This is a genomic window from Oryzobacter faecalis (assembly GCF_046764005.1).
Taxonomy (GTDB): domain Bacteria; phylum Actinomycetota; class Actinomycetes; order Actinomycetales; family Dermatophilaceae; genus Oryzobacter; species Oryzobacter faecalis.
On sequence record NZ_JBKOFW010000001.1, the window covers coordinates 694,808 to 717,079 of the forward strand.

Genomic DNA, 22,272 nt, shown 5'->3' on the forward strand with positions numbered 1-22,272 from the left:
GCGGACGAGGGCGTCCGACCGGGGCCGCCGTCGCGTCGACGAGGAGGGCACGATGAGCACGACGGTGGACCAGGGGCACGGTTCCGTCGCAGGGGAGGAGAAGACCGAGCTCAAGCGGGTCATGGGGCCCAAGCTCCTCCTCCTGTTCATCGTCGGGGACATCCTCGGCACGGGCGTCTACGCCCTGACGGGGTCGGTGGCCGCCGAGGTCGGGGGCGCGGCGTGGGTGCCGTTCCTCGTGGCCTTCGCAATCGCGATGGTGACGGCCTTCTCCTACCTCGAGCTCGTGACGAAGTACCCCCGGGCGGCCGGTGCGGCGCTCTACACGCACAAGGCGTTCGGGCTGCACTTCCTCACCTTCATGGTGTGCTTCACCGTCATGTGCTCCGGCATCACCTCGGCGTCCACGGCGTCCCGGGCGTTCGCGGCGAACATGCTCACCGGCTTCGGGGTCGAGGAGCCGGGCACGAACACCGTGATGCTCGTGGCGCTCGGGTTCATGACGCTCGTCGCCGTCGTCAACCTGCGCGGTGTCTCGGAGAGCGTGCGGGCCAACATCGTCCTCACGCTCGTCGAGCTCTCCGGCCTCCTGCTCGTCATCATGGTCGGCTTCTACGCCCTGACCGCCGGCAAGACCGACTTCTCGCGCACCGTGGTCTTCGACAGCCCGAGCGACAAGAGCGCCTTCCTCGCCGTCACCGCCGCCACCTCGCTCGCGTTCTTCGCCATGGTCGGCTTCGAGGACTCGGTGAACATGGCCGAGGAGACCAAGGACCCGGTGCGCAACTTCCCCACGATGATGATCGCGGGCATCTCGATCACCGGCCTGATCTACATCCTCGTCGCGCTCTTCGCCGTGGCGATCGTTCCGGTGGGTGAGCTCGGGGAGAGCGAGACCCCGCTCGTCACCGTCGTCGAGACGGCAGCTCCCGGCGTCCCGATCGACGCCCTGCTGCCGTTCATCTCGATGTTCGCGGTGGCCAACTCGGCCCTCATCAACATGCTCATGGCCAGCCGGCTCCTCTACGGCATGGCCCACCAGGAGGTCCTTCCGCCGTTCCTCGGCAAGGTCGGTGCGAACCGGCGGACCCCGTGGGCCGCGATCCTGTTCACCACCGGGATCTCGTTCGCCCTCATCGTCCTGGTGACCCAGGCAGCCGAGACCGACGTCATCCCGGCCCTCGGCGGCACGACGGCCCTGCTCCTCCTCGGGGTCTTCACCATCGTCAACATCTGTGTGCTCGTGCTCCGCAAGGACGTCATCGACCGTCGCCACTTCGTCGCCCCCGTCGTGCTGCCGATCGTCGGCGCGGCGGCCTGCGCGTTCTTCGTCGGCCCGTGGACCGGTCGCGACCCGATCCAGTACCGGATCGCGGGCTGGCTGCTCCTCGGCGGGGTCGTGCTCTGGGCGATCACCTGGTTCGCGAACCGGAGCCTGCGGGCGAAGAAGACCTACCTGCGGGACGTCGACGAGCTGGGCGGCGACGGCCCGGTCAACTGACGGGCCGGCGGCCTCAGGTCGTCGGCGCCGGGCCCGTGGACTCGCGGACGACGAGCTCGGTCTCCATGAGCACCTCGTCGGCGCTCTCCTCGCCCTCGAGGAGGGCGGCGAGGAGCAGCTCGGCCGCCCGACGACCCTGGCCGCTGACGTCCTGGCGGACCGTGGTCAGGCCGAGGACGCCGGAGAGGACGTAGTCGTCGACGCCGATGATCGAGAGGTCCTCGGGGACGCGCAGGCCCAGCCGGCGGGCGCTCTCGCGCACGCCGATCGCCATCTCGTCGGAGGCCGCGACGATGGCGGTGGGGCGGTTGTCGCCCGAGAGCAGGGTGAGGCTGTCGCGCGCCGACGCTTCGGCGGTCCAGTCCGACCCGAGCACCCAGCCGTCCTCGCAGACGAGGCCGTGCTCGCGGATGGCGTCGTGGAACGCCGACAGCCGGTCCTGCGGGGTCTGGATGTGGGCCGCGTTCTCGGGGACCGCCCCGATGTAGCCGATCCGGGTGTGCCCCAGCGAGGCCAGGTGGTCGACGGCGATGCGCATCGTCGCGCCGTCGTCGATCCGCACGCAGGGGCGCCCCGGGACGGGTGAGCCGATGGCGACGAGTGGCAGCCCGAGACGGTCGACGAGCTCGACCTCCTCGGGCGCCATCGGCACGTTGAGGGTGATGACGCCGTCGACCCGCTTCCACAGCATGTTCTGCGAGAGCGGGAGGCGCTGGTCGTACGTGTCGTCCTCGAGGTCGAAGAGGATGACGTGGTGCTCGCGGGCGCGCAGCGCCTTCTCGATCGCGCTCACGAGGGTCGCGAAGAACCACCGGGTGAGGAACGGCGCGACGACCGCGACGACGCGGGTGCGCCCGGACGCGAGGGAGGTCGCCGTGGGGGAGGCGACGTAGTCGAGGTCCTGGGCGACGCGCAGCACCCGTTCACGGGTCTCGGGCGAGACCCGGTCCAGACCCCGGAGGGCGCGGGAGACCGTGGCGACCGACACCCCGGCCACCCGCGCCACATCCGTGATGGTGCTGATGCGTCCCTCCTGACATCGAGCAGCGGGCCGGGCTCAGCCCTTGAGCCCGCCGGCGAGCAGCCCGCGGACGAAGAACCGCTGCAGGGCGAGGAAGACCGCAACGGGCACGATCATCGAGATGAACGCACCGGCCGACAGCAGGTACCACGCACTGCCGCGGGTTCCAGACAGCTCGGCGACGCGCACGGTGATCGGCGCGACGTCGGGCGTGCCGCCGAGGAACACCAGCGAGACGAGCAGGTCGTTCCACACCCAGAGGAACTGGAAGATGCCGAACGCCGCGAGGGCCGGCGTGAGCAGCGGCAGGAGGATCTTGAAGAAGATCGTCACGTGCCCCGCTCCGTCGACACGGGCGGCCTCCATGAGCTCGCCCGGGAGCTCGCGCATGAAGTTGTGGATGAGGAACGTCGCGAGTGGTAGCGCGAAGATCGTGTGCGACAACCACACCGACCAGTACGACGCCCCGAAGCCCAGCTTGTTGACGTAGATGTCGAGCAGCGGGATGAGGGCGATCTGCAGCGGGACGATCTGCAGCGCGAACACGGCGACGAACAGCGCGTCACGCCCCGGGAACGGCATCCACGCGAACGCGTACGCCGCCAGCGAGGCGAGGAAGATCGGCAGCAGCACCGCGGGGATGGTGATGACGATCGTGTTGATGAAGTACTGCGAGAAGCTCGACGTCGCACCCGGCTCGAGGGCCGTGCGGTAGTTCTCGAGCGTGAGGTTTCCCGGGTTCTGCCAGAACGTCCACCACCCGCTCGTGTTGATGTCGCGCTGGGTGCGGAACGAGGTGACGAGCAGGCCGAGGGTCGGGGTCGTCCACAGCACCGCGATGATGATGGCGACGACGGAGGCCCACGGTGAGGAGACCGCGCGGGCGGCGTCGCCCGCCTGGCTCTTGCGGCGCTTCTGCTTGCCGCCACCTGCCACGTCGGCGGTGGCCTTCTCGGAGACGCTCTCGGGGGTGGCGGCCGGCTGGAGGGTGCTCATCGCTCAGGCCTCCTTTCGCATCTGGACGACGTTGTAGATGACGATCGGCACGACGAGGACGAACAGGAGCACGGCGAGCGCCGCCCCGAGCCCGCCGGCGTCGGACCGGAAGGTCTGCGTGTAGAACTCGTTCGCGACGACGGAGGTGTCGAACTGGCCACCCGTCATCGTCCGGACGATGTCGAAGACCTTGAGCGTGCCGATGCCGATCGTCGTGAGGACGACGACGAGCGCCGCACGGATGCTCGGCAAGGTGATGAACCGGAACATCTTCAGGCCCTGGACGCCGTCGAGCTTGGCGGCCTCGATGATCTCGTCGGGGATGGCCTTGATGGCGGCCGACAGCACCGTCATCGCGAAGCCGGCCTGGATCCACACCATGACGATGATGAGCATGAGCGTGTTGAGCGGTGCCTCGAGGAGGAACTGCTGGGTCTCGAGCCCGAGCGCCTTGAGGATGCCGTTGAGCAGGCCGATCTGGGGACGCTCGGTCTGCTTGTACTGGTAGACGAACTTCCAGATGATGCCGGCGCCGACCATGGAGATCGCCATCGGGAGGAAGATCAGCGCCTTGGCGAACGCCTCGCCCCGGGCACGGTCGATGAGGATGGCGTAGAGCAGGCCGATCGCCGTCGCGAGGAACGGCACGAGGACGACCCAGAGCGCGGTGTTGCGCAGGACGATCAGCAGCTCGGGCTGGGTGAACATCGCCGTGTAGTTCTCGAACGAGAAGTCGCCGGTCCCGGACCGGCCGCGCAGCGACTGGATGATGGTGAGGACCGCCGGGTACATGAGCCCGACCGCGAGGAGCAGGACCGCCGGTCCCACGAAGATCGCGCCCTGGGCCTGCTCGCCCCGGCGCCCCTTGAAGAGGGAGGCGAGGAAGAGGACGAGGCCGAAGACGGCCGCGAAGAACGCGACCGCGAAGAACATGAGGAAGAACTTGCCGCCGACGCTTTCCGCACGCAGGAGGGGCTCGGGGATGATCCCCGTCCCGACCGCACCGAGGACGTTGGTCGCCATTGACGCACCTCCGGGTCAAGTCATGCACATCAGGAGAGCCGGGGTGGGGGCGGAGGGCCTCCGCCCCCACCCCGGCTCGGGTGGACCTGGTGGTCGGCCGATGGGACCGACCAGGGGGTCAGGTCACGGTCACTTCGGCCAGGACTGCTCGATGAAGTCGAGCGTGGCCTTGTCGTCCTTGCCGACGATCCAGTCGGTCATGCCCTTCCAGAAGGAACCGGCACCGACGGCGCCCGGCATGAGGTCGGAACCGTCGAACCGGAAGACCGCCGCGTCGTCCTGGAGGATCTCGGCGGACAGCTTGTCCATCGGCGTCTTGAGGAGGTTGATGTCGAGACCGGTGTTGGCCGAGAGCCAGCCACCCGCAGCCGGGGTCGTCTTGGCCTTGGCGTTCGCCCAGACGTCGCTGGCGAGGTAGGTCTGGAAGGCCTTGACCTCGGGACGGTCGGCGAAGGCGGCGACGAACTCGCCACCACCGAGGACCGGCTTGGTGCTCTCGTCCTTGGCCGGCAGGTAGAAGGCCCAGACGTCGCCGTCCTCGGCGACCTTGGTGCCCTCGGGCCAGTTGGCGGCGTAGAACGACGCCTGGCGGTGCATCCAGCACGAGCCGTCCTGGATCGCCAGGCCGGCGTCCTGGAAGGCCGTGGAGGCGATCGTCTTGACGTCGCCCTGGCCACCGTTGACGTACTTGTCGTTCTTGAGGATCTTGCCGACCTCGGCGAGGGCCGTGGCGACCGCGGGGTCGTTGAACGGGATCTCGTGGTTGACCCACTTGTCGTAGGTCTCGGGGCCCGCCGTGCGGAGCATGACGTCCTCGACCCAGTCGGTGGCCGGCCAGCCGGTGGCGTCACCGGACTCGATGCCCGCGCACCACGGCTTGCTGTCGGGGTTGTCGGCGGCGATCTTGTCGCTCAGGGAGAGGAGCTCGTCCCACGTCTTCGGCACCGTGTAGCCCTTGTCGGCGAAGGCCGAGGGCGAATACCAGACGAACGACTTGACGTTGGCGCCGAGCGGGGCGGCGTAGAAGGTGCCGTCGACCGTGCCGTAGGCCTTCCAGTCCTCGCCGAACCACTTGTCGACGTTGGCGCCGGTCTCGGCCGGGGCGGGCTTGACCTGACCCGTGGCGACCATGGTCTTGAGCAGACCCGGCTGGGGGAGGTACGCGATGTCGGGGGCGTTGCCACCCTTGACGCGGACCGGCAGCTGGGCCTCGAACTCCTTCGAGCCCTCGTACTTGACGGTGGCGCCGGTGCACTCCTCGAACGGCTTGTACGACTCGATGTGCGAGGCGTCCTCGGGAGCGACGATCGAGGTGTAGACGGAGACCGTCTTGCCCTTGATGTCACCGAACGCCTTGTAGGGAGCGCAGTCGATGGTGCCGGCCGACGTGTCGCCGCCGGTGTCACCGCCGTCGCCGCCGTCACCGCCACCACAGGCGGTCGCGGTGAGCGCCACCGCGACGATGCCGGACAGCGCCGCGAAGCGCCGCTTAGAGCTGAGGGCCATAGCCCGCCTCCATTTCACTGGTCGCGCCGAGGCGGGGGCCTCGGCGATGAGGGGAACCGCGACCAAACGTAAAAGCGTTTACACATCCGCGCAACGGACTGTTCAGCATGGAGCGGTAACGATTCCGTAACACGGGAACTGGTCGGTCGGTCCGGGCTGCCGCATCCCGCCGTTCGTCGGCACCTCAGCGCACCGGGGCGCCGATCCCCGCGATGACGCTCGCGAAGGCCGTGCCGGACCCGTCGCGTCGGCCGGTGGCCTCGGGGAGGTCGATGGCGACGCCGTTGGCGCCCGACGCGCGGGCCGGCAGCGCACCGACCCAGGCGAGGACGAGCGTGTCCTCACCGCGCAGGAACCGGTGCGCGCGAACGCCGCCCGTGCCGCGGCCCTTCGCGGGGTACTCGCCGTACGGGGTGACCTTGAGCGACCCGGGCTGGGTGCCCGGCAGCGCGTCGGAGGACCCGGAGGAGGTGACGACGACGTTCTCGGCGACGGCGTCGACGGCACCGAAGAAGGCGACCTCGGCGCCGGGGGAGAGCCGGATGCCGGCCATCCCACCGGCCGCGCGGCCCTGGGGGCGGACGGCGGAGGCGGGGAAGCGGAGCAGCTGGGCGTCGGTCGTGACGAAGACGAGGTCCTCCTCGCCGTCGCGCAGGGCGACGGCGCCGACGACGCGGTCACCGTCCCTGAGCGAGACGGCCTCCCAGTCCGGGCGCGACGGGTAGTCGGTGGTGACCCGCTTGACGACGCCCTGGGCCGTGCCGAGGGCGACACCAGGTCCGTCGGAGGCGAGCGGGACGATCGTCAGCGGCTGCTCGCCCGCGGGGAGGTCGACGTAGACGGCGAGGGGCGCGCCGCCGGACAGGCTGGGCGCGCCGCCGAGCGGGGGCAGGGTCGGGAGCTCGAGCGCCGACATCCGCACCATCCGCCCGAACGAGGTGACGAGCGCGAACTCGCCTCTCGCCGTGGTCTTCACGGCCCCGATGATCGCGTCGTGCTTGGCGCGGCCACCCTCGGACGGGATCGGCCCGGCGTCCGAGGTGCGGGCCAGCAGGCCGGTGGAGGAGAGGAGGACCCAGCAGGGGTCGTCGGCGACCTCGAGCGGGGTCGCGGAGGCCGCCGGCGTGCCTGCGGACTCGAGGAGGACGGTGCGCCGGGGGGTGCCGTGGGCCTTGGCGACGTCGGCGAGCTCGTCGGACACGAGCGTCCGCAGCACCAGCTCGCTGGCGAGGATCGCCTCGAGGGCCTCGATCTGGCGCTGCAGCTCGTCGCGCTCGGCCTCGAGCTCGATCCGCGAGAACTTCGTGAGGCGGCGCAGCTGGAGCTCGAGGATGTACTCGGCCTGGGGGTCGGAGAGGTCGAAGACCGAGATGAGGCGGGCCTTGGCCGCCGCGGCGTCGTCGGAGCCGCGGATCAGCTGGATCACCTCGTCGATGTCGAGGATCGCGACGAGCAGGCCCTCGACGAGGTGGAGGCGGTCGCGCCGCTTGCCGAGGCGGTACTCGGTGCGGCGGCGGACGACGTCGGTGCGGAAGTCGACGTAGACCCGCAGCAGCTCCTTCAGGCCCAGGGTCCGCGGCTGCCCGTCGACGAGGGCGACGGCGTTGATGCCGAAGGAGTCCTCCATCGGGGTCAACCGGTAGAGCTGCTCGAGGACGGCGTCGGGGTTGAACCCGTTCTTGACCTCGAACACCAGCCGCAGGCCGTTCTTGCGGTCGGTGAGGTCCTTGACGTCGCTGATCCCCTGCAGCTTCTTGGACTGCACGAGGGTCTTGACGCGCTCGATGACCTTCTCGGGGCCGACGAGGTAGGGCAGCTCGGTGACGGTGATGCCCATCCGGCGCGGGGTGATCTTCTCGACGCGGCAGGTCGCGCGGGTGCGGAAGCTGCCGCGCCCGGTGAGGTAGGCGTCGCGGATGCCGTCGAGGCCGATGACCCGCCCGCCGCCGGGCAGGTCCGGGCCGGGGACGAACTTCATGAGGTCGTCGAGCGAGCAGTCGGGGTGGGTGATGAGGTGGCGCGCCGCGCCGATGACCTCGACGAGGTTGTGCGGGGCCATGTTCGTGGCCATGCCGACGGCGATCCCGCTCGCGCCGTTGACGAGGAGGTTGGGGTAGGCGGCGGGCATGACGCCCGGCTGGGTCAGCGAGTCGTCGTAGTTCGGGACGAAGTCGACCGTGTCCTCGTCGAGCCCGCTGACCATGAGCAGGGCCGCGGGCGCCATCCGGGCCTCGGTGTACCGGGACGCGGCGGGGCCGTCGTCGAGGGAGCCGAAGTTGCCGTGGCCGTCGACGAGGGGCAGGCGCATCGTGAACGGCTGGGCCAGGCGGACGAGGGCGTCGTAGATCGCCTGGTCGCCGTGCGGGTGGTACTTGCCCATGACCTCGCCGACGACGCGGCTGGACTTCACGTGGGGTCGGTCCGGGCGCAGCCCCAGCTCGCTCATCCCGTAGAGGATCCGGCGCTGCACCGGCTTGAGGCCGTCGCGGGCGTCGGGCAGCGCCCGCGAGTAGATGACGCTGTACGAGTACTCGAGGAACGCGGAGCGCATCTCCTCCTCGACGTCGATGTCGACGATGTTCTCGACGATGTCCTCGGGGGGAGGGGTGCTGCTGCGCTTGGCCATGGGGTGGGGCTCGGCTCCGGGGTCTCGTGGCGGGTCACCGACGCTCGCGCGACGGTGCTCCGCACCATCCTCACAAACGCCGCTCACGGGCGCGGCGACGACACTCCGAACCGGCCGAGGTGGAGGACGTCGCGCAAGGGGCGGCGGACCCGCGTGCGGGCCGACCCGCCGACCCGTTCCGCCTCGTGACCGAGGGCCACGACCCCGACGAGCCGCCGGTCCGACGGGATGCCGAGGGCCATACGGACGGCGTCGTGGCGCTCGCCGGGCACGCCGAAGAACAGGGCGCCGAGGCCGGCGTCCTCGGCGGCGAGGAGGAGCACCATCGCGGCCATCGCCGTGTCGGTGTCCCAGTAGGGGACCGGCCAGCGGCCCGGGTCGCGGTCGGTCCAGCCCTTGTCCGGCAGGGCGTAGCGGTCCAGGTAGGCGTCGGGGTGGCTCAGGCAGAGGACGAGGGCGGGCGCCGCCGCGACCCCTCGCCGCCAGGCGTCCTGCGGCCGCCCGTCGTCGGTGGCGGCCCAGAAGGCGTCGCGGTCGGCGTCGTCGAGGAGGGCGAGGAAGTCCCAGCCCTGGCTGAACCCCGCACTGGGCGCGCGCACGGCGAGCCGGACGAGGTCGCGGACGACCGCCTCCGGGACGGGGCGGTCGGGGTCGAACCGGCGCACCATGCGTCGGCGACGGACGGCGTCGCGCAGCTCCACGGGCCCAGTGTGCAGGTCGGACGACGGCCGGGCGCCGGCCGCCCCGGGTGGCACGATGGGCCCATGGACGACGAGGAGCTCCCCCCGGGCTACCGCGCCGAGTGGGAGGCCGACGTCGTCCTGCGCGACGGGACGGTCGCGCGGATCCGCCCGATCCGCCCATCGGACACCGCCGGGATCCACCGGTTCCACGCCGCGCAGTCCGACGAGTCGATCTACCTGCGCTTCTTCGCCCCGCTTCGCCGGCTCAGCGACTCCGACGTCCACCGCTTCACGCACGTCGACTACGTCGACCGGGTCGCCCTCGTCGTGACGATGCGCGACGAGATCATCGGCATCGGGCGCTACGACCGGATCGACGCGCGCAGCGCCGAGGTCGCGTTCAACATCTCCGACCACTACCAGGGCAAGGGCATCGGCTCGGTGCTCCTCGAGCACCTCGCCGCGATCGCCCGGGACATGGGGATCAGCCGCTTCACGGCCGAGGTGCTGCCGCAGAACCGCAAGATGCTCGCGGTCTTCGCCGACGCCGGGTACGAGGTGTCGCGTCGCGTCGAGGACGGGGTCGTCGAGGTCGGGTTCGACATCGAGCCCACCGACCGGTCGCGGGCCGTCGAGATGTCGCGCGAGCACCGCGCCGAGGCGCAGAGCCTCCGGGCGCTGCTCACCCCCTCGGTCGTCGCCGTCGTCGGGGCCAGCCGGCGCAAGGACGCGATGGGCAGCCAGGTGCTCGAGCGGATCCTCGAGGCCGGGTTCACCGGCAGGGTGCACCCGGTCAACCCCAACGTGCGCACGCTGCGTCGCCGCAAGGCCTACCCCTCCGTCGGCGCGATCCCCGAGCCGGTCGACCTCGCGGTCATCGCCGTGCCGGCCCACGCCGTCCTCGAGGTCGTCGACGAGTGCGCGGAGGCAGGGGTCAAGGCCCTCCTCGTCGTCTCGTCCGGCTTCGCCGAGGAGGGCCGCGACGGCGCCCGTCTGCAGGCCGAGCTGGTCCGCCGCGCCCGCGGCGCCGGGATGCGGGTCGTCGGGCCGAACTCGTTCGGGATCATCAACAACGACGAGGGGGTGCGGCTCAACGCCTCGCTCGCGCCGGTGGTGCCGCCGCGCGGTCGCTTCGGGCTGTTCGCGCAGTCCGGCGCCCTCGGCATCGCGGTCCTCGCGTCGGCGGCCCGGCGCAACCTCGGCATCTCGACGTTCGGGTCGGCCGGCAACCGGGTCGACGTCTCCGGCAACGACTTCATGCAGTACTGGATCGACGACGACTCCACCGACGCGGTCGGGCTCTACCTCGAGTCGATGGGCAACCCGCGCAAGTTCTCGCGGATCGCCCGCAACCTCGCGGCCATCAAGCCGGTCATCGTCGTCAAGTCCGGGGTGAGCCGGTTCGGGGTCCCGCCCGGCCACCGGGTGCGGGCGACCAGGGCCCGCCCCGAGGTCTTCGCGGCGATGCTGCGGCAGGCGGGCGTCATCCGGGTCGAGAACGTCCACCAGCTCTTCGACGTCGCCCAGCTCGTCACCTCGCAGCCGCTGCCGGCGGGGGACCGGGTCGCCATCGTGTCGAACTCCTCGGCCCTGGGCACCCTCACCGCCGACGCCTGCACGAGCTGGGCCCTGACCGTCACCCACGGGCCGGTCGACCTGCGCAGCGAGGCGACCGCCGCCGAGTTCCGCACCGCCCTGCAGGCCGCGTTCGACGACCCGCGCGTCGACTCCGTGGTCGCCTGCTTCATCCCCCCGCTCGTCACCGGTGACGCCGACGTCGCCGCGGCCGTCCGCGACGCCGCCGCCGCGTCCGACAAGCCCGTGGTGGCGACCTTCCTCGGGATGCGCGGGGTCGACGACGGCCACCGCACCGTGAGCGGCACGGGAGGCTCGACCCGCGCGATCCCCGTCTACGCCATGCCCGAGGACGCGGTGCGGGCCCTCGCGTCGGCCACCCGCTACGGCCAGTGGCGGGCCAAGGACCGTGGCCTGCCCGTCGCGCCGGCGGGGATCAACCGGCGCATCGCGGAGGACGTCGTCGAGACCGTGCTCTCGGTCGACCCGAAGGGGCGCCGCCTCGGTGAGGACGAGGCGAACGCCCTCCTCGCGGCCTACGGCATCGACGTGTGGACCCGCCGCGAGGCCCGCACGGTCGAGGAGGCCGTCGAGGTCGCCGAGGAGGTCGGGTACCCGGTCGTCCTCAAGTCGACCGCGCCGATGCTGCGCCACCAGGGCGGGGTCGGCGGGCTCCGGGTCGACCTGCGCGACGAGGTGTCGCTGCGCTCGGCGTGGGCGTCCCTGACCGAGCGGCTCGCCCCCCTCGACGCCGACCGGCTCGTCGTCCAACGGATGGCGACGCCCGGCGTGCCGGTGGTCGTCACCTCCGACGAGGACGCCCTCTTCGGGCCCGTCATCGGCTTCTCGGTCGCGGGGCTGCCGACCGAGCTGCTCGACGACATCGCCTACCGCATCCCGCCGCTCACCGACGTCACGGTCTCCGAGCTCATCTCGTCGGTCAAGGCCGCCCCCGTGCTCCACGGGCACCGGGGCGCGGCGCCGGTGCACCGGGCCGCCCTCGCCGACCTCATCGCCCGCGTGTCGGTGCTCGCCGACGACCTGCCGGAGGTCGCCTCCCTCGTCCTCAACCCGGTCAACGCCCACCCCGGCGGCGTGGAGGTCCTCGGCGCCGAGATCGTCCTCGCCCCCGCGCCGCGTCGCACCGACCCGGGCCGCCGCTCCCTGACCTGACCCGACCTGACCCGACCTGACCTGACCGGGCCCGAGCCGGCGGCGGGTGCTGGGGACGGCGGGAGGACGGTCCGGCCGGGAAGGGCACAATGGGGGGATGAGCAGTCCGTCCGACGCCCCCGTCCTGCCGGTCGAGCTGACCGCCGCGATCGTGCGGGCCGGCTACTACCCCGCGCTCGTCGCCGACATCGTCGCGGCGGCGCTCGTGCGGGAGCCCATCGTCGACCACCTCGTCCACCTCGAGACGACCTTCGACCGCGACGTGGTCCGGCGGCACATCACCGTCCTCGTCCTCACGCCCTCGCGGCTGCTCATCGCCCACGCCGACGACCACGCCGACGAGCCGCCCGCGCCGCAGGACGTCGCGACGGCCACGACCGAGTCGATCCCACTGTCGGCGGTCCGCGGGGTCATGCTCACCCACGTCGTCGAGAGCCCCTCGACGTACGTGCCGGGCTCGCTCGGGCGCGAGGTCACCCTCACTCTCGGGTGGGGCACGGTGGCCCGGCTCGACCTCGTCCCCGCCTCGTGCGCCGACCCCGACTGCGACGCCGACCACGGCTACGAGGGCACGGTCACCGGCGACGACATCGCCCTGCGCATCTCGGCCGCGGCCGACGGCGACGACGCGCTCGAGCGCGCCCTGTCCTTCGCGCGCGAGCTCTCGGCCGCCATCGGCCAGGGCTGAGCGTGGCGGCGGAGGAGGCCGGCGCCCCGTTCGAGGCCGACGGCCCGGCGCTCGCCGACGTCCTCCCCGCGGTCGCGGTGTCGCTCGGTGTCCCCGCACCGGAGGGAGTGGCGCCGCGGCTGACCTTCCCGCCGGCCCGCCGGGCGGTCACCGTCCTCGTCGACGGGCTCGGCCACGACCTCCTCGTCCGCCGCGCCGGGCACGCGCCGTTCCTGCGCTCGCTGCTGCCCTCGACCGTGCGGGTGCCCTCCGGCTTCCCGTCGACGACCGCCACCTCGATGGGGTCGTTCGGAACCGGGCTCGCCGCGGGGGCCCACGGCCTCGTCGGGTACGAGGCACTCGTCCCGGGGGAGGACCGCCTCCTCAACGAGCTGTCCTGGGAGGACGGGCCCGACCCGCTGCGCTGGCAGCCGCACGAGACGGTCTTCGAGCGGGTGGACCGGGCCGGGGTGGCGGTGACCCGGGTCGGGCCGGCGTTCTTCGACGGCTCGGGCCTCACGAACGCCGCGCTGCGCGGTGGCCGGTTCGTCGCCGCCGAGTCGCTCGAGGCCCGGGTCGACGCCACGCTCACCGCTGCCCGGGCGACGCCGCGGGCGCTGGTCCACCTCTACTGGGGCGAGCTCGACAAGGTCGGCCACGTCTTCGGCTGCGACGCGTGGCAGTGGGGTGACGAGCTCGAGGCGGTCGACCGCGAGCTCGCGCGGCTCGCGGCCTCCCTCCCGCGCGACAGCTCGCTGACCGTCACCGCCGACCACGGGATGGTCGACGTCCCGCTCCACGAGCGGGTCGACGTCGCCGACGACCCCCGGCTGTCGGCGGGCGCGCGGCACGTCTCGCTCGAGTTCCGGGCTCCGCAGGTGTGGACCGAGCCGGGAGCGGCGCCCGACGTGCAGGCGGCCTGGGCCGAGGTGCTCGGTCCCCGGGCCGACGTCCTCCTGCGCGAGGAGGCCGTGGCGGCCGGCTGGTTCGGCGCCGTCGACCCCGTGAACCTCGCGCGGATCGGCGACGTCGTCGTGGCGACCCACGGGTCCTTCGCCGTCGTCGACTCGCGCCGGGCCCGCCCCGAGCTGCTCGCCCTCATCGGCCTGCACGGCTCGCTGAGCGCCGACGAGGTGGCCGTACCGGTCGTGCACGTCACCGCCGCCGACGTCGCCTAGGGTGTCCCCTCGTGGCGGACCTGGTCTTCTTCTCGGGCACGATGGACTGCGGCAAGTCGACCCTTGCCCTCCAGATGGACCACAACAACAGCGCCCGGGGGCGGCAGGGCCTGATCTTCACCAAGCTGGACCGGATGGGCGAGTCGGTCCTGTCCTCGCGGCTCGGCCTGTCGACGGCGGCGATCGAGGTCCACGACGACCTCGACTTCTGGGAGGAGATCGTCGAGCGGCTCACCGCCGGCGCGCGGATCGACTACCTCATCTGTGACGAGGCGCAGTTCTACACGCCCGCGCAGGTCGAGCAGCTCGCCCGGATCGTCGACGAGATGGGCATCGGGGTCACGGCGTTCGGCATCACCGCCGACTTCCGCACCGAGCTGTTCCCCGGGTCGCGCCGCCTCATCGAGCTCGCCGACCGGGTGCAGCTGCTCCAGGTCGAGGCGCTGTGCTGGTGCGGGCGCAAGGCCACCCACAACGCGCGCATCGTCGACGGCGTCATGGTCGTCGAGGGTGAGCAGGTCGTCGTCGGGGACACCTCGGCCGCATCCGCGGGGCTCGTCGAGTACGAGGTGCTCTGCCGGCGGCACTACATGCGGCGGATGAACAGCCACGCCGCCCGGGCCGCGGCCGTCTCGCCCGACACCCTGCCCTTCGACCTCGACGTCTGCCCGGTGCCGCCCCCCTCCTGATCCCGGGGGTCGCCCGTCGCGGGGGCTACGAGCCGCCGCGGGTGCCGAAGACGATGTCGTCCCAGCTGGGCACGCTCGGGCGTCCCTTCCGGCCCGGGGTCGGGCGGCGCGCGGGGGCGTCGACGTCGGCCGCGCCCGCGTCGTCGGAGCCTGCGGGAGACGACGCCTCGGCGGGGTGGTCGTCGGCGGGGTCGGCGCGTGGGGGCACCGCCTCCAGGGCCGCGGGGGACTCGACGGCGCCGGCGGCCGCGTCGTCCTCGGAGAAGCCGCCGACCAGCTGCTCGGACGACGACGGCGCCTCGAGGTGCGCCGACAGCGGGTTGCGCCCCCGGGACGCCGGCGGCGGGGGAGCGTCGGCGGGGTCGACGGCGAGGTCCTCGATCGGGAGGGCGTCGGGGCGCGGCTCGTCGTCGCCCGGGGTCGTCGCGGGGGAGGGACGGCGGCTGCGGCCGCGCCGCCCGCGGGTGCTGTGCTCGCGCATCGCCGCCATGAGGTCGATCGGCTCGTGCGCGCCGCGGGCGCGGGGCGAGCGTCCCACGCCGCCGTCGGCGTCGACGTCGTAGACGTCGTGGTCACCCGAGGTCGGCGCGGTGTGCGGCGTCGGGATGGCGGCCGACCCCACGCTCTCCTCGCTGAGCCAGCGGGCCTCGTCGTTCGAGGGCGTGACCGCACCACCGAGGGGCTCGTAGCGCCACGTGGCGGTGCGCTGGCGGCCGCCCGCGGGGAAGGTCATCGTCAGCGTCCACGTGCCCTCCTCGTCCCGCGAGGAGTCCCACTCGGCGTCGTCGCGCTCGACCCCGCGGTCTCGCAGCCGCTCGCCGACGCGGTCGGCGAGGGTCTCCGGCCCGGTGCCGCGGGACCCCACCGCGCACTGCTGGGCCACCCGGGCGACGTGCTCGCGCTCGGCGAGGACCGGGCCCTCGAACCGGCGCACCTTCTCGACGGTCCACCCCGCGCGCTCGGCGACCTCCTCGGTCGACAGCCCCCGCCGGATGAGGGCCTGCACCTCGCGCGGGCGCAGCCCGCCCTCGATCTCGATCTGGAGCTGACCGAGCCGGGGTCGGTCGCGACGGGCGGCGGCGCGCAGCGCCTCGTCGAGGGTGAGGCGGTAGCGACCGCCGTCGGCGTCGGCGAGCAGGAGGTGGTGGCCGTCCTCGTGGACGCCGATGAGGCGAAGGTCCTGCATGTCGGGCTCCCGGAGTTGCTCGTCGTCGGTCCCGACCATGCCACTCGATCACGCCCCGGTCACGGAGCCCACGCCGAACCCGTCCGGATTCGGCGTGGAGCCCCCTTCTACGCTGGTCGCATGACCGATGCCCACGCCGCGCTCGAGCCCTACGACGCCGTCCTCCTCGGGTCGTTCGGCGGACCCGAGGCGCCCCAGGAGGTCATGCCCTTCCTCCGCCGGGTCGTCGCCGGCCGCGGGGTCCCCGACGAGCGGCTGGCCGAGGTGGCCGAGCACTACCTCGACCGCGGGGGGCGCAGCCCGATCAACGACCTCAACCGGGCCCTCCTCGCCCGGCTGCGCGCCGAGCTCGACCGCCGCGGCATCACCACCCCCGTCGTCTGGGGCAACCGCAACAGCGCGCCGTTCTTCGCCGACGCGGTGCAGGAGGTGCTCGACCTCGGGGCCACCCGCGTCGTCACCCTGCTCACCAGCGCCTACTCGTCGTACTCGTCGTGCCGCCAGTACCGCGAGGACCTCGCCGCGGCCGTGGAGGAGGTCGGTCCGGCGGCCGACGGCCTCGTCGTCGACAAGGTGCGCCCCTACGTCGTCCACCCGGGTCTCGGGCTGGCGTGGCGGCGCGCACTCCTCGAGGCCGTGCGGAGCCTGCCCGACCCGTCCCGTGCCCACCTGCTCTTCGTCACCCACTCGGTCCCGGAGGCGATGGACGACACGAGCGGGCCCGGCGACGGCGAGGGGAACCTCTACGCCGACCAGCACGTGCGCCTGGCCCGCCGGCTCACCGACGAGGTCAACGCCGAGCTCGCCCTGGAGCTCCCGGGTGAGCTGGTCTTCTGCTCGCGCTCCGGACCGCCGAGCCAGCCCTGGCTCGAGCCCGACGTCAACGACCGGATCGAGGAGCTCGCCGCCGGGGCCGACCCCGGGACCACGGTCGTCGTCGCGCCGATCGGCTTCGTCTCGGACCACATGGAGGTCGTCCACGACCTCGACACCGAGGCCGCCGAGACCGCCGCGCGGGTGGGCCTGCCGTTCGTCCGCGTCGCGACCCCCGACACCGACGACCACTTCGTCGAGGGGCTCGTCGACCTGCTCCTCGAGCGGGCCGCGGAGGCCCGCGGCGAGCTCGTCGTGCCCGAGTCGTGGCTGCCCGGCGACGTGCGCCCGTCCGTGTGTGCGCCCGGCTGCTGCCCCAACCTGCGGGCCGCCCGCCCGGCCCTGTGCGGCAGCGACTGATGACGCCCGCCGGCCTCCTCGACCCCACCGCCCTCGACCCCACCACCCTCGACCTTCCCGGGCTGGAGGACGTCGCCCGCCGCGTCGTCCTCGAGGCCGGGCGCCTCGTCGTCGACGAGCGCCCCGCCGAGCTCGGTGTCGCCGCGAAGTCGTCCGCGACGGATCCGGTGACCGTCATGGACCAGCGCAGCCAGGAGCTCGTGCTGCGCCGCCTCGCCGGGCTGCGGCCCGACGACGGCGTCCTCGGGGAGGAGGAGGGCGGCCGGCGCGGCACGAGCGGCGTCACCTGGGTCGTCGACCCCATCGACGGCACCGTCAACTACCTGTACGACATCCCCACCTACGCGGTCTCCCTCGCCGCCGTCGTCGGTGACCCCACGACACCCGGCGCGTGGCAGCCCGTGGCCGGGGCCGTCCTCTCGGCCGCCACCGGCGAGCTGTTCCACGCCCACCTCGGCGGAGGGGCGCGCCTCACCACCGGCGGTGCCACCCGCGGGCTGCGGGTCACCGGGGCCGACGACCTCGCCGTCGCCCTCGTGGGCACCGGGTTCGGGTACGACGCCGACCTGCGCCGTCGCCAGGCGGCCCTGCTCGCCGAGCTGCTGCCCCAGGTCCGCGACATCCGGCGGATGGGCAGCGCCGCCCTCGACCTGTGCTTCCTCGCCGCCGGGCGCCTCGACGCCTACTACGAGACGGCGCTCAACGCCTGGGACCGCGCGGCCGGCGAGCTGGTCGCCCGCGAGGCCGGCGCGGTCGTCGGCGGCCCCGCCGACGAGGTGGCCACCCGGGACCTCACCTGGGCCTGCGGACCGGCCCTCGTCGGCTCGTTCGCCGACCTCGTCCGCGAGCTCACGGCCCGCCACGTCACGACCCCCGGCTGACGCCCGCCACCGCCTCGACGGCCACGCGTTGGACCCGCCGTGGCGCGGCCCGGCCCGATGGTGCACAATCGCCGCGCCACGCATCGCGGCGGCGGGCACAAACTCGGCCATCCGTGCGTTGTCAGGGCCGAGTTCAGACGACGAAGGGTGGACATCAGCAATGGCGACCGACTACGACGCGCCGCGCAAGACCGACGACGAGCTGTCCGAGGACTCCATCGAGGAGCTCAAGAACCGCCGCGTCGACAAGCGCGCCTCCAGCGTCGACGTCGACGAGACCGAGCAGGCGGAGGGCTTCGAGCTCCCCGGCGCCGACCTGTCCGGTGAGGAGCTCTCCGTGCGGGTGCTCCCGCGACAGGCGGACGAGTTCACCTGCTCGCGGTGCTTCCTCGTGCACCACCGCAGCCAGCTCGCGAGCGAGAAGTCCGGGGTGCTCGTGTGCCGGGAGTGCGCCGCCTGACCGGCGTCGACCTCGATCCCGTGAGCGCGCCCGACCACGTCCCGGTCGCCGTCCGGCTGCTCCACCCGCAGGCCTCGCTGCCGCGGTACAGCACCGACGGCGACGCCGGGGCGGACCTCACCAGCGTCACCGAGGTGACCATCGCCCCCGGGGAACGTGCGCTCGTCCCCACCGGCATCGCCGTCGCGCTGCCGCCCGGCACCGTCGGCCTGGTCCATCCGCGCTCCGGGCTCGCGGCGCGCCACGGGGTCACGATCGTCAACGCCCCGGGTACGGTCGACTCCGGCTACCGGGGCGAGGTCCTCGTCAACCTCGTGAACCTCGACCCGCGCGACCCGTTCACCGTCCGGGTCGGCGACCGCATCGCCCAGCTCGTCGTCCAGCACTACCTCCAGGCCGACTTCGCCGCCACGGATTCGCTTCCGGACAGCGCCCGGGGGGAGACTGGACACGGGTCCACCGGCGGCTTCGGCGCGCCGGCCCCGCGGTGACGACCCGCCGCACGACCACCCCAGACCCGAGGACGACAGCGCAGTGAGCATCTTCAAGCGGAAGAAGGACGCCGAGACCGTCGAGGTCCCCGAGGGCTCCGACGAGGCGGGCACCGTCGAGCAGGCCGGCGGACCCACGGCGTCCGACGCCGACGCCGACATCCGCGTCGACGGCCCCTGGGACGTCGCCGAGGTCGAGGGCCGCGACGGCCGCGTCGACCTCGGTGCCCTCTGGCTGCGCGGGGTCGAGGGGATGGAGCTGCGCCTCGAGCTCGACCAGCAGACCCAGCAGGTCAACGCCGCGACCGCCGTCATCGGCGACTCCGCCCTCCAGCTCCAGGCCTTCGCCGCACCGCGCACCGAGGGTCTCTGGGACGACATCCGCGGCGAGATCGCCTCGGCCGTCGAGTCCCAGGGCGGCACGGTCGAGGAGCACGCGGGTGGTCTCGGCACCGAGCTGCGCACGCGGATGCCCTCCGCCGGCCCCGACGGACGAACGGTGTTCGCACCGGCGACGTTCGTCGGTGTCGACGGGCCCCGGTGGTTCCTCCGCGGCGTGCTGTCCGGGCGAGCGGCGATCGACGAGGTCGCGGCCGGGCCGCTCCTCGACGTCCTGCGGGCCGCGGTCGTCGTCCGCGGCACCGAGCCGATGGCGCCGCGCGAGCTGCTCCCCCTGAGCCTGCCGCGCGACGCCGCCGCCGAAGCGGCCGCGGCCGAGGCCGAGGGGGAGGCCGGCGAGCAGCGCCGCCCCTCGCTCGACCCGTTCGAGCGCGGCCCCGAGATCACCGAGGTGCGGTGATGGGCCTGCGGGAGCGGCTGCACGACTTCTCGAAGACCCAGGCCGAGCACCAGGCCGACGTCCTGCAGGAGCAGGCGCTCACCGAGGGCGGCGACGACCTCACCGCGCTCGCGCCGCGCCATCCGGCCTGCGTCTGCGGCACGGTCCGCACCGTGACGCTGCCGCCGCGGCGCAGCGTCCCCGCGCTCGTCGCCGAGGTCTGGGACGGCAAGGGCGCCGTGAACCTCGTGTGGATCGGCCGCCGCACCATCGCCGGCATCGAGCCGGGGGTCTTCCTCCGGGCCCGGGGGCGCGTGGCCGAGGTGCGCGGCGTCCCCACGATCTTCAACCCGGCGTACGAGATCGTGCCGGGCGCGTGACCGGGGCCGGCGTGCAGGGCGCCACCGGGCAGCCCACGGCCGAGACCGTCGAGGCCCTCATCCGGCACCGCCTGTCCACCGCCCTCGGCGGCTGGCGCGGGTCGGTCGAGACGGCCCTTCCCACCATCGCCTTCGTCGCGCTGTACACGTGGCGCCGCGACGTTCCGCTCGCTGCCGGCGCGGCGGTCGTCATCGCCCTCGTCCTCGCGGGGATCCGTGTGGCACAGCGGTCCTCGGTCCAACACGTCCTCGGCGCCGTGTTCGCCACCGCCATCGCCGCGTTCTTCGCGGTGCGTTCGGGCCGGGCCGAGGACGCGTTCCTGCCGGGCATCCTCACCAACGCCGGTTTCCTCGTGGCGACGCTCGTCTCGATCCTCACCCGCTGGCCGGCGGTCGGCTTCCTCGTCGGCGCCGGGGACCCCCGGGCCGCGGAGGACCTGTTCGCCTGGCGCCGTGACCGTGGCATGGTCCGCGTCTGCTCGCGCCTGACCTGGGTGCTCTGTGCGACCTACGCGATCCGCATCGCCGTCATGGTGCCGCTGTACCTCTCGGCCGAGGTCGCCTGGCTGGGTGCGGCGAAGATCGCCCTCGGGTGGCCGCTGTGGGTGGCCGCCGTGGCGGTCATGGGCTGGCTCCTCGTCGCGGGCCACACCCCGCTGGAACCGGGGCGTGGCCCGGGTGCCGAGCACGACGTCGCGCCCGCCCGCCGCGACGAGGACCCCGTCCGGGACTGACGACCGCAGCAGCGACCGTGCTCAGAGGTCGTCGTCGTCGTCGCCACCCTCGGTCTCGCGCTTGTGGCGCTGACCGGGGGAGAGGAGCGTCTCGAGCTCGGCCTCGACGTCGGGCGTGGTGATGAAGAGCAGCTCGTCCAGGGGCTCGAGCGCGTCGTCGCGGCTCGGCGCGATGGGGAGGCCCTCGCGGATGATCCCGGTGAGGACGGTGCTGCCCGGGAACGGTACGTCGCCGACCCGGGAGCCGGCGTAGGGGCTGCCGACGGGGAGGGTCATCTCGACCATCATCGCCTTGCCCTGCTGGAACTCGAAGATCCGCACGAGGTCACCGACGCTCACGGCCTCCTCGACGAGCGCCGTCATCAGGCGCGGGGTCGAGACAGCGACGTCGACGCCCCAGGCCTCGTCGAACATCCACTCGTTGCGGGGGTTGTTGACGCGGGCGACGGTGCGGGGCACGCCGAACTCGGTCTTGGCGAGCAGCGACAGGACGAGGTTGACCTTGTCGTCGCCGGTGGCCGCGACGACGACGTCGCAGTCGGCCAGGCCCGCCTCGGACAGCGAGTCGATCTCGCAGGCGTCGGCCTGCAGCCAGCTGGCGTCAGGGACCTTCGCCACACGCTCGGCATCGGCGTCGCGGTCGATGAGGAGGACGTGGTGCTCGTTGCGCAGGAGCTCGCGGGCGATGGAGCGCCCGACGCTTCCGGCTCCGGCGATGACGACGCGCATGGGTGTGGGGCCTTTCGGGTCAGGAGCTCGAGGGGGGAGCGCTGTCGAGGACCTTCTCCGCGGCGGCGAGGTCCTCGCGGCGCAGCGCGAGGTGGACGAGGTCGCCCTCCTGGTAGACCGTGTCGGCCGTCGGCAGCAGGCCGTCACCGAGCCTGGTCACGTAGGCCACGCGGCCGCCGGTGGCGTGCTCGACCTCGGACAGCCGCCGGCCGGTCCACGCCGTCGCGACGGGCATCTCGGCGATGACGACCCGCCCCGACGGGTCGGTGAACTCCGGCACGTGTCCCTGGGGGAGCAGCCGGCGGAGCATCTGGTCGCTCGTCCACTTCACCGTGGCGACGGTGGGGATGCCGAGGCGCTGGTAGATCTCGGCGCGGCCGGGGTCGTAGATGCGCGCGACGACGTTCTCGACGCCGTACTTCTCGCGCGCGACGCGGGCCGCGAGGATGTTGGAGTTGTCGCCGCTCGAGACGGCCGCGAAGGCGTAGGCGTGGTCGATCCCGGCCGCGCGCAACGTGTTCCGGTCGAACCCGACCCCGGTGACCGTCCGGCCCTCGAAGCTCGTACCGAGGCGACGGAAGGCCGACTCTTCCTGGTCGATGACGGCGACCTCGTGGCCGGCCCGCTCGATGGCGCGGGCGAGGGAGGCCCCCACGCGGCCGCAGCCCATGATGACGAAGTGCACGGTCCCGACGGTACACGGGAGGACCTCACCCTGAGAGCCCGTCCGGGACGAGGGCGGCACCGGACCCGCATCGCCCT

The 22,272-nt window shown here is 72.9% G+C and carries 21 protein-coding genes; 12 read left to right on the top strand and 9 right to left on the bottom strand.

All coding sequences use genetic code 11. The features are described from left to right. The first annotated feature begins 52 nt into the window (after positions 1 to 52). Positions 53 to 1,501 carry an APC family permease gene (locus tag ACK8HX_RS03245; RefSeq protein WP_411939204.1) on the top strand — a complete coding sequence of 483 codons (1,449 nt, stop codon included), beginning with the start codon at positions 53 to 55 and terminating at the stop codon, positions 1,499 to 1,501. Between the two features lie 13 nt (positions 1,502 to 1,514). On the opposite strand, the gene ACK8HX_RS03250 is transcribed toward ACK8HX_RS03245, so the two are convergent. From ACK8HX_RS03250 to ACK8HX_RS03275, 6 genes are all read right to left on the bottom strand, one after another. Continuing rightward, the gene (locus tag ACK8HX_RS03250; protein ID WP_411939205.1) at positions 1,515 to 2,507 is read right to left on the bottom strand and encodes a LacI family DNA-binding transcriptional regulator; all 993 of its coding nucleotides are present in this window, start codon (positions 2,505 to 2,507) and stop codon (positions 1,515 to 1,517) included. A 51-nt stretch (positions 2,508 to 2,558) separates the two neighbouring features. After that, positions 2,559 to 3,518 (bottom strand): carbohydrate ABC transporter permease, encoded by a 960-nt coding sequence (locus ACK8HX_RS03255; protein ID WP_411939206.1) that lies wholly within the window; start codon positions 3,516 to 3,518, stop codon positions 2,559 to 2,561. A 3-nt stretch (positions 3,519 to 3,521) separates the two neighbouring features. After that, the gene (locus ACK8HX_RS03260; protein WP_411939207.1) at positions 3,522 to 4,541 is read right to left on the bottom strand and encodes a carbohydrate ABC transporter permease; all 1,020 of its coding nucleotides are present in this window, start codon (positions 4,539 to 4,541) and stop codon (positions 3,522 to 3,524) included. Between the two features lie 129 nt (positions 4,542 to 4,670). After that, entirely contained in the window at positions 4,671 to 6,047 is a 1,377-nt protein-coding gene (locus ACK8HX_RS03265; RefSeq protein WP_411939208.1) for an ABC transporter substrate-binding protein, read from the bottom strand. Between the two features lie 184 nt (positions 6,048 to 6,231). After that, positions 6,232 to 8,673 carry a DNA gyrase/topoisomerase IV subunit A gene (locus ACK8HX_RS03270; protein WP_411939209.1) on the bottom strand — a complete coding sequence of 814 codons (2,442 nt, stop codon included), beginning with the start codon at positions 8,671 to 8,673 and terminating at the stop codon, positions 6,232 to 6,234. Positions 8,674 to 8,756: 83 nt separating this feature from the next. Continuing rightward, positions 8,757 to 9,374 carry a nitroreductase family protein gene (locus tag ACK8HX_RS03275; protein WP_411939210.1) on the bottom strand — a complete coding sequence of 206 codons (618 nt, stop codon included), beginning with the start codon at positions 9,372 to 9,374 and terminating at the stop codon, positions 8,757 to 8,759. Between the two features lie 63 nt (positions 9,375 to 9,437). On the opposite strand from ACK8HX_RS03275, the gene ACK8HX_RS03280 reads away from it, so the two are divergent. The 4 genes from ACK8HX_RS03280 (at position 9,438) to ACK8HX_RS03295 (ending at position 14,638) form a co-directional block, all read left to right on the top strand. Further along, positions 9,438 to 12,104: a bifunctional acetate--CoA ligase family protein/GNAT family N-acetyltransferase gene (locus ACK8HX_RS03280; RefSeq protein WP_411939211.1), complete on the top strand. Its 2,667-nt coding sequence runs from the start codon at positions 9,438 to 9,440 to the stop codon at positions 12,102 to 12,104. Between the two features lie 97 nt (positions 12,105 to 12,201). Then, a complete protein-coding gene (locus ACK8HX_RS03285; protein ID WP_411939212.1) occupies positions 12,202 to 12,792 on the top strand; it encodes a DUF5998 family protein in 591 nt (196 codons plus the stop codon). A 2-nt stretch (positions 12,793 to 12,794) separates the two neighbouring features. Continuing rightward, positions 12,795 to 13,949 (top strand): alkaline phosphatase family protein, encoded by a 1,155-nt coding sequence (locus tag ACK8HX_RS03290; RefSeq protein ID WP_411939213.1) that lies wholly within the window; start codon positions 12,795 to 12,797, stop codon positions 13,947 to 13,949. A gap of 11 nt (positions 13,950 to 13,960) precedes the next feature. Beyond that, positions 13,961 to 14,638: a thymidine kinase gene (locus ACK8HX_RS03295; protein ID WP_411939214.1), complete on the top strand. Its 678-nt coding sequence runs from the start codon at positions 13,961 to 13,963 to the stop codon at positions 14,636 to 14,638. Between the two features lie 25 nt (positions 14,639 to 14,663). Here ACK8HX_RS03295 and sepH read toward each other — a convergent pair whose 3' ends face one another. Then, positions 14,664 to 15,824 carry a septation protein SepH gene (sepH, locus tag ACK8HX_RS03300; protein WP_411939215.1) on the bottom strand — a complete coding sequence of 387 codons (1,161 nt, stop codon included), beginning with the start codon at positions 15,822 to 15,824 and terminating at the stop codon, positions 14,664 to 14,666. A gap of 120 nt (positions 15,825 to 15,944) precedes the next feature. On the opposite strand from sepH, the gene ACK8HX_RS03305 reads away from it, so the two are divergent. From ACK8HX_RS03305 to ACK8HX_RS03335, 7 genes are all read left to right on the top strand, one after another. Beyond that, the gene (locus ACK8HX_RS03305; protein ID WP_411939216.1) at positions 15,945 to 17,057 is read left to right on the top strand and encodes a ferrochelatase; all 1,113 of its coding nucleotides are present in this window, start codon (positions 15,945 to 15,947) and stop codon (positions 17,055 to 17,057) included. Continuing rightward, positions 17,057 to 17,938, top strand: a complete 882-nt coding sequence (locus tag ACK8HX_RS03310) for an inositol monophosphatase family protein (protein WP_411939217.1) — start codon at positions 17,057 to 17,059, stop codon at positions 17,936 to 17,938. Before ACK8HX_RS03305 ends, ACK8HX_RS03310 begins: the two co-directional genes overlap by 1 nt. Before the next feature lie 160 nt (positions 17,939 to 18,098). Continuing rightward, positions 18,099 to 18,398, top strand: a complete 300-nt coding sequence (locus ACK8HX_RS03315; protein ID WP_411939218.1) for a DUF4193 domain-containing protein — start codon at positions 18,099 to 18,101, stop codon at positions 18,396 to 18,398. Positions 18,399 to 18,418: 20 nt separating this feature from the next. Next, on the top strand, positions 18,419 to 18,889 hold the full coding sequence (gene dut / locus ACK8HX_RS03320; RefSeq protein ID WP_411939219.1) for a dUTP diphosphatase: 471 nt from the start codon (positions 18,419 to 18,421) through the stop codon (positions 18,887 to 18,889). Positions 18,890 to 18,932: 43 nt separating this feature from the next. Continuing rightward, positions 18,933 to 19,688 (top strand): DUF3710 domain-containing protein, encoded by a 756-nt coding sequence (locus tag ACK8HX_RS03325; RefSeq protein ID WP_411939220.1) that lies wholly within the window; start codon positions 18,933 to 18,935, stop codon positions 19,686 to 19,688. Continuing rightward, the gene (locus ACK8HX_RS03330) at positions 19,688 to 20,047 is read left to right on the top strand and encodes an OB-fold nucleic acid binding domain-containing protein (RefSeq protein WP_411939221.1); all 360 of its coding nucleotides are present in this window, start codon (positions 19,688 to 19,690) and stop codon (positions 20,045 to 20,047) included. Before ACK8HX_RS03325 ends, ACK8HX_RS03330 begins: the two co-directional genes overlap by 1 nt. After that, positions 20,044 to 20,781 (top strand): DUF3159 domain-containing protein, encoded by a 738-nt coding sequence (locus tag ACK8HX_RS03335; protein WP_411939222.1) that lies wholly within the window; start codon positions 20,044 to 20,046, stop codon positions 20,779 to 20,781. The genes ACK8HX_RS03330 and ACK8HX_RS03335 overlap by 4 nt, the downstream gene beginning before the upstream one ends. A gap of 21 nt (positions 20,782 to 20,802) precedes the next feature. Here ACK8HX_RS03335 and ACK8HX_RS03340 read toward each other — a convergent pair whose 3' ends face one another. Both ACK8HX_RS03340 and ACK8HX_RS03345 read right to left on the bottom strand, forming a co-directional pair. Beyond that, on the bottom strand, positions 20,803 to 21,510 hold the full coding sequence (locus ACK8HX_RS03340; RefSeq protein WP_411939223.1) for a potassium channel family protein: 708 nt from the start codon (positions 21,508 to 21,510) through the stop codon (positions 20,803 to 20,805). A gap of 19 nt (positions 21,511 to 21,529) precedes the next feature. Further along, complete coding sequence (locus ACK8HX_RS03345) at positions 21,530 to 22,195, bottom strand: potassium channel family protein (RefSeq protein ID WP_411939224.1); 666 nt, start codon at positions 22,193 to 22,195, stop codon at positions 21,530 to 21,532. Positions 22,196 to 22,272 lie beyond the last annotated feature (77 nt).

What these genes read in the sequence shown, in the direction of transcription:
- ACK8HX_RS03315 (WP_411939218.1), top strand. Translation starts at nt 18,099, where the DNA reads ATGGCGACCGACTACGACGCGCCGCGCAAGACCGACGACGAGCTGTCC.
- ACK8HX_RS03280 (WP_411939211.1), top strand. Translation starts at nt 9,438, where the DNA reads ATGGACGACGAGGAGCTCCCCCCGGGCTACCGCGCCGAGTGGGAGGCC.
- ACK8HX_RS03305 (WP_411939216.1), top strand. Translation starts at nt 15,945, where the DNA reads ATGACCGATGCCCACGCCGCGCTCGAGCCCTACGACGCCGTCCTCCTC.
- ACK8HX_RS03310 (WP_411939217.1), top strand. Translation starts at nt 17,057, where the DNA reads ATGACGCCCGCCGGCCTCCTCGACCCCACCGCCCTCGACCCCACCACC.
- ACK8HX_RS03285 (WP_411939212.1), top strand. Translation starts at nt 12,202, where the DNA reads ATGAGCAGTCCGTCCGACGCCCCCGTCCTGCCGGTCGAGCTGACCGCC.
- ACK8HX_RS03340 (WP_411939223.1), bottom strand. Translation starts at nt 21,510, where the DNA reads ATGCGCGTCGTCATCGCCGGAGCCGGAAGCGTCGGGCGCTCCATCGCC.
- ACK8HX_RS03330 (WP_411939221.1), top strand. Translation starts at nt 19,688, where the DNA reads ATGGGCCTGCGGGAGCGGCTGCACGACTTCTCGAAGACCCAGGCCGAG.
- ACK8HX_RS03260 (WP_411939207.1), bottom strand. Translation starts at nt 4,541, where the DNA reads ATGGCGACCAACGTCCTCGGTGCGGTCGGGACGGGGATCATCCCCGAG.
- ACK8HX_RS03245 (WP_411939204.1), top strand. Translation starts at nt 53, where the DNA reads ATGAGCACGACGGTGGACCAGGGGCACGGTTCCGTCGCAGGGGAGGAG.
- ACK8HX_RS03270 (WP_411939209.1), bottom strand. Translation starts at nt 8,673, where the DNA reads ATGGCCAAGCGCAGCAGCACCCCTCCCCCCGAGGACATCGTCGAGAAC.
- ACK8HX_RS03255 (WP_411939206.1), bottom strand. Translation starts at nt 3,518, where the DNA reads ATGAGCACCCTCCAGCCGGCCGCCACCCCCGAGAGCGTCTCCGAGAAG.
- ACK8HX_RS03265 (WP_411939208.1), bottom strand. Translation starts at nt 6,047, where the DNA reads ATGGCCCTCAGCTCTAAGCGGCGCTTCGCGGCGCTGTCCGGCATCGTC.
- sepH (WP_411939215.1), bottom strand. Translation starts at nt 15,824, where the DNA reads ATGCAGGACCTTCGCCTCATCGGCGTCCACGAGGACGGCCACCACCTC.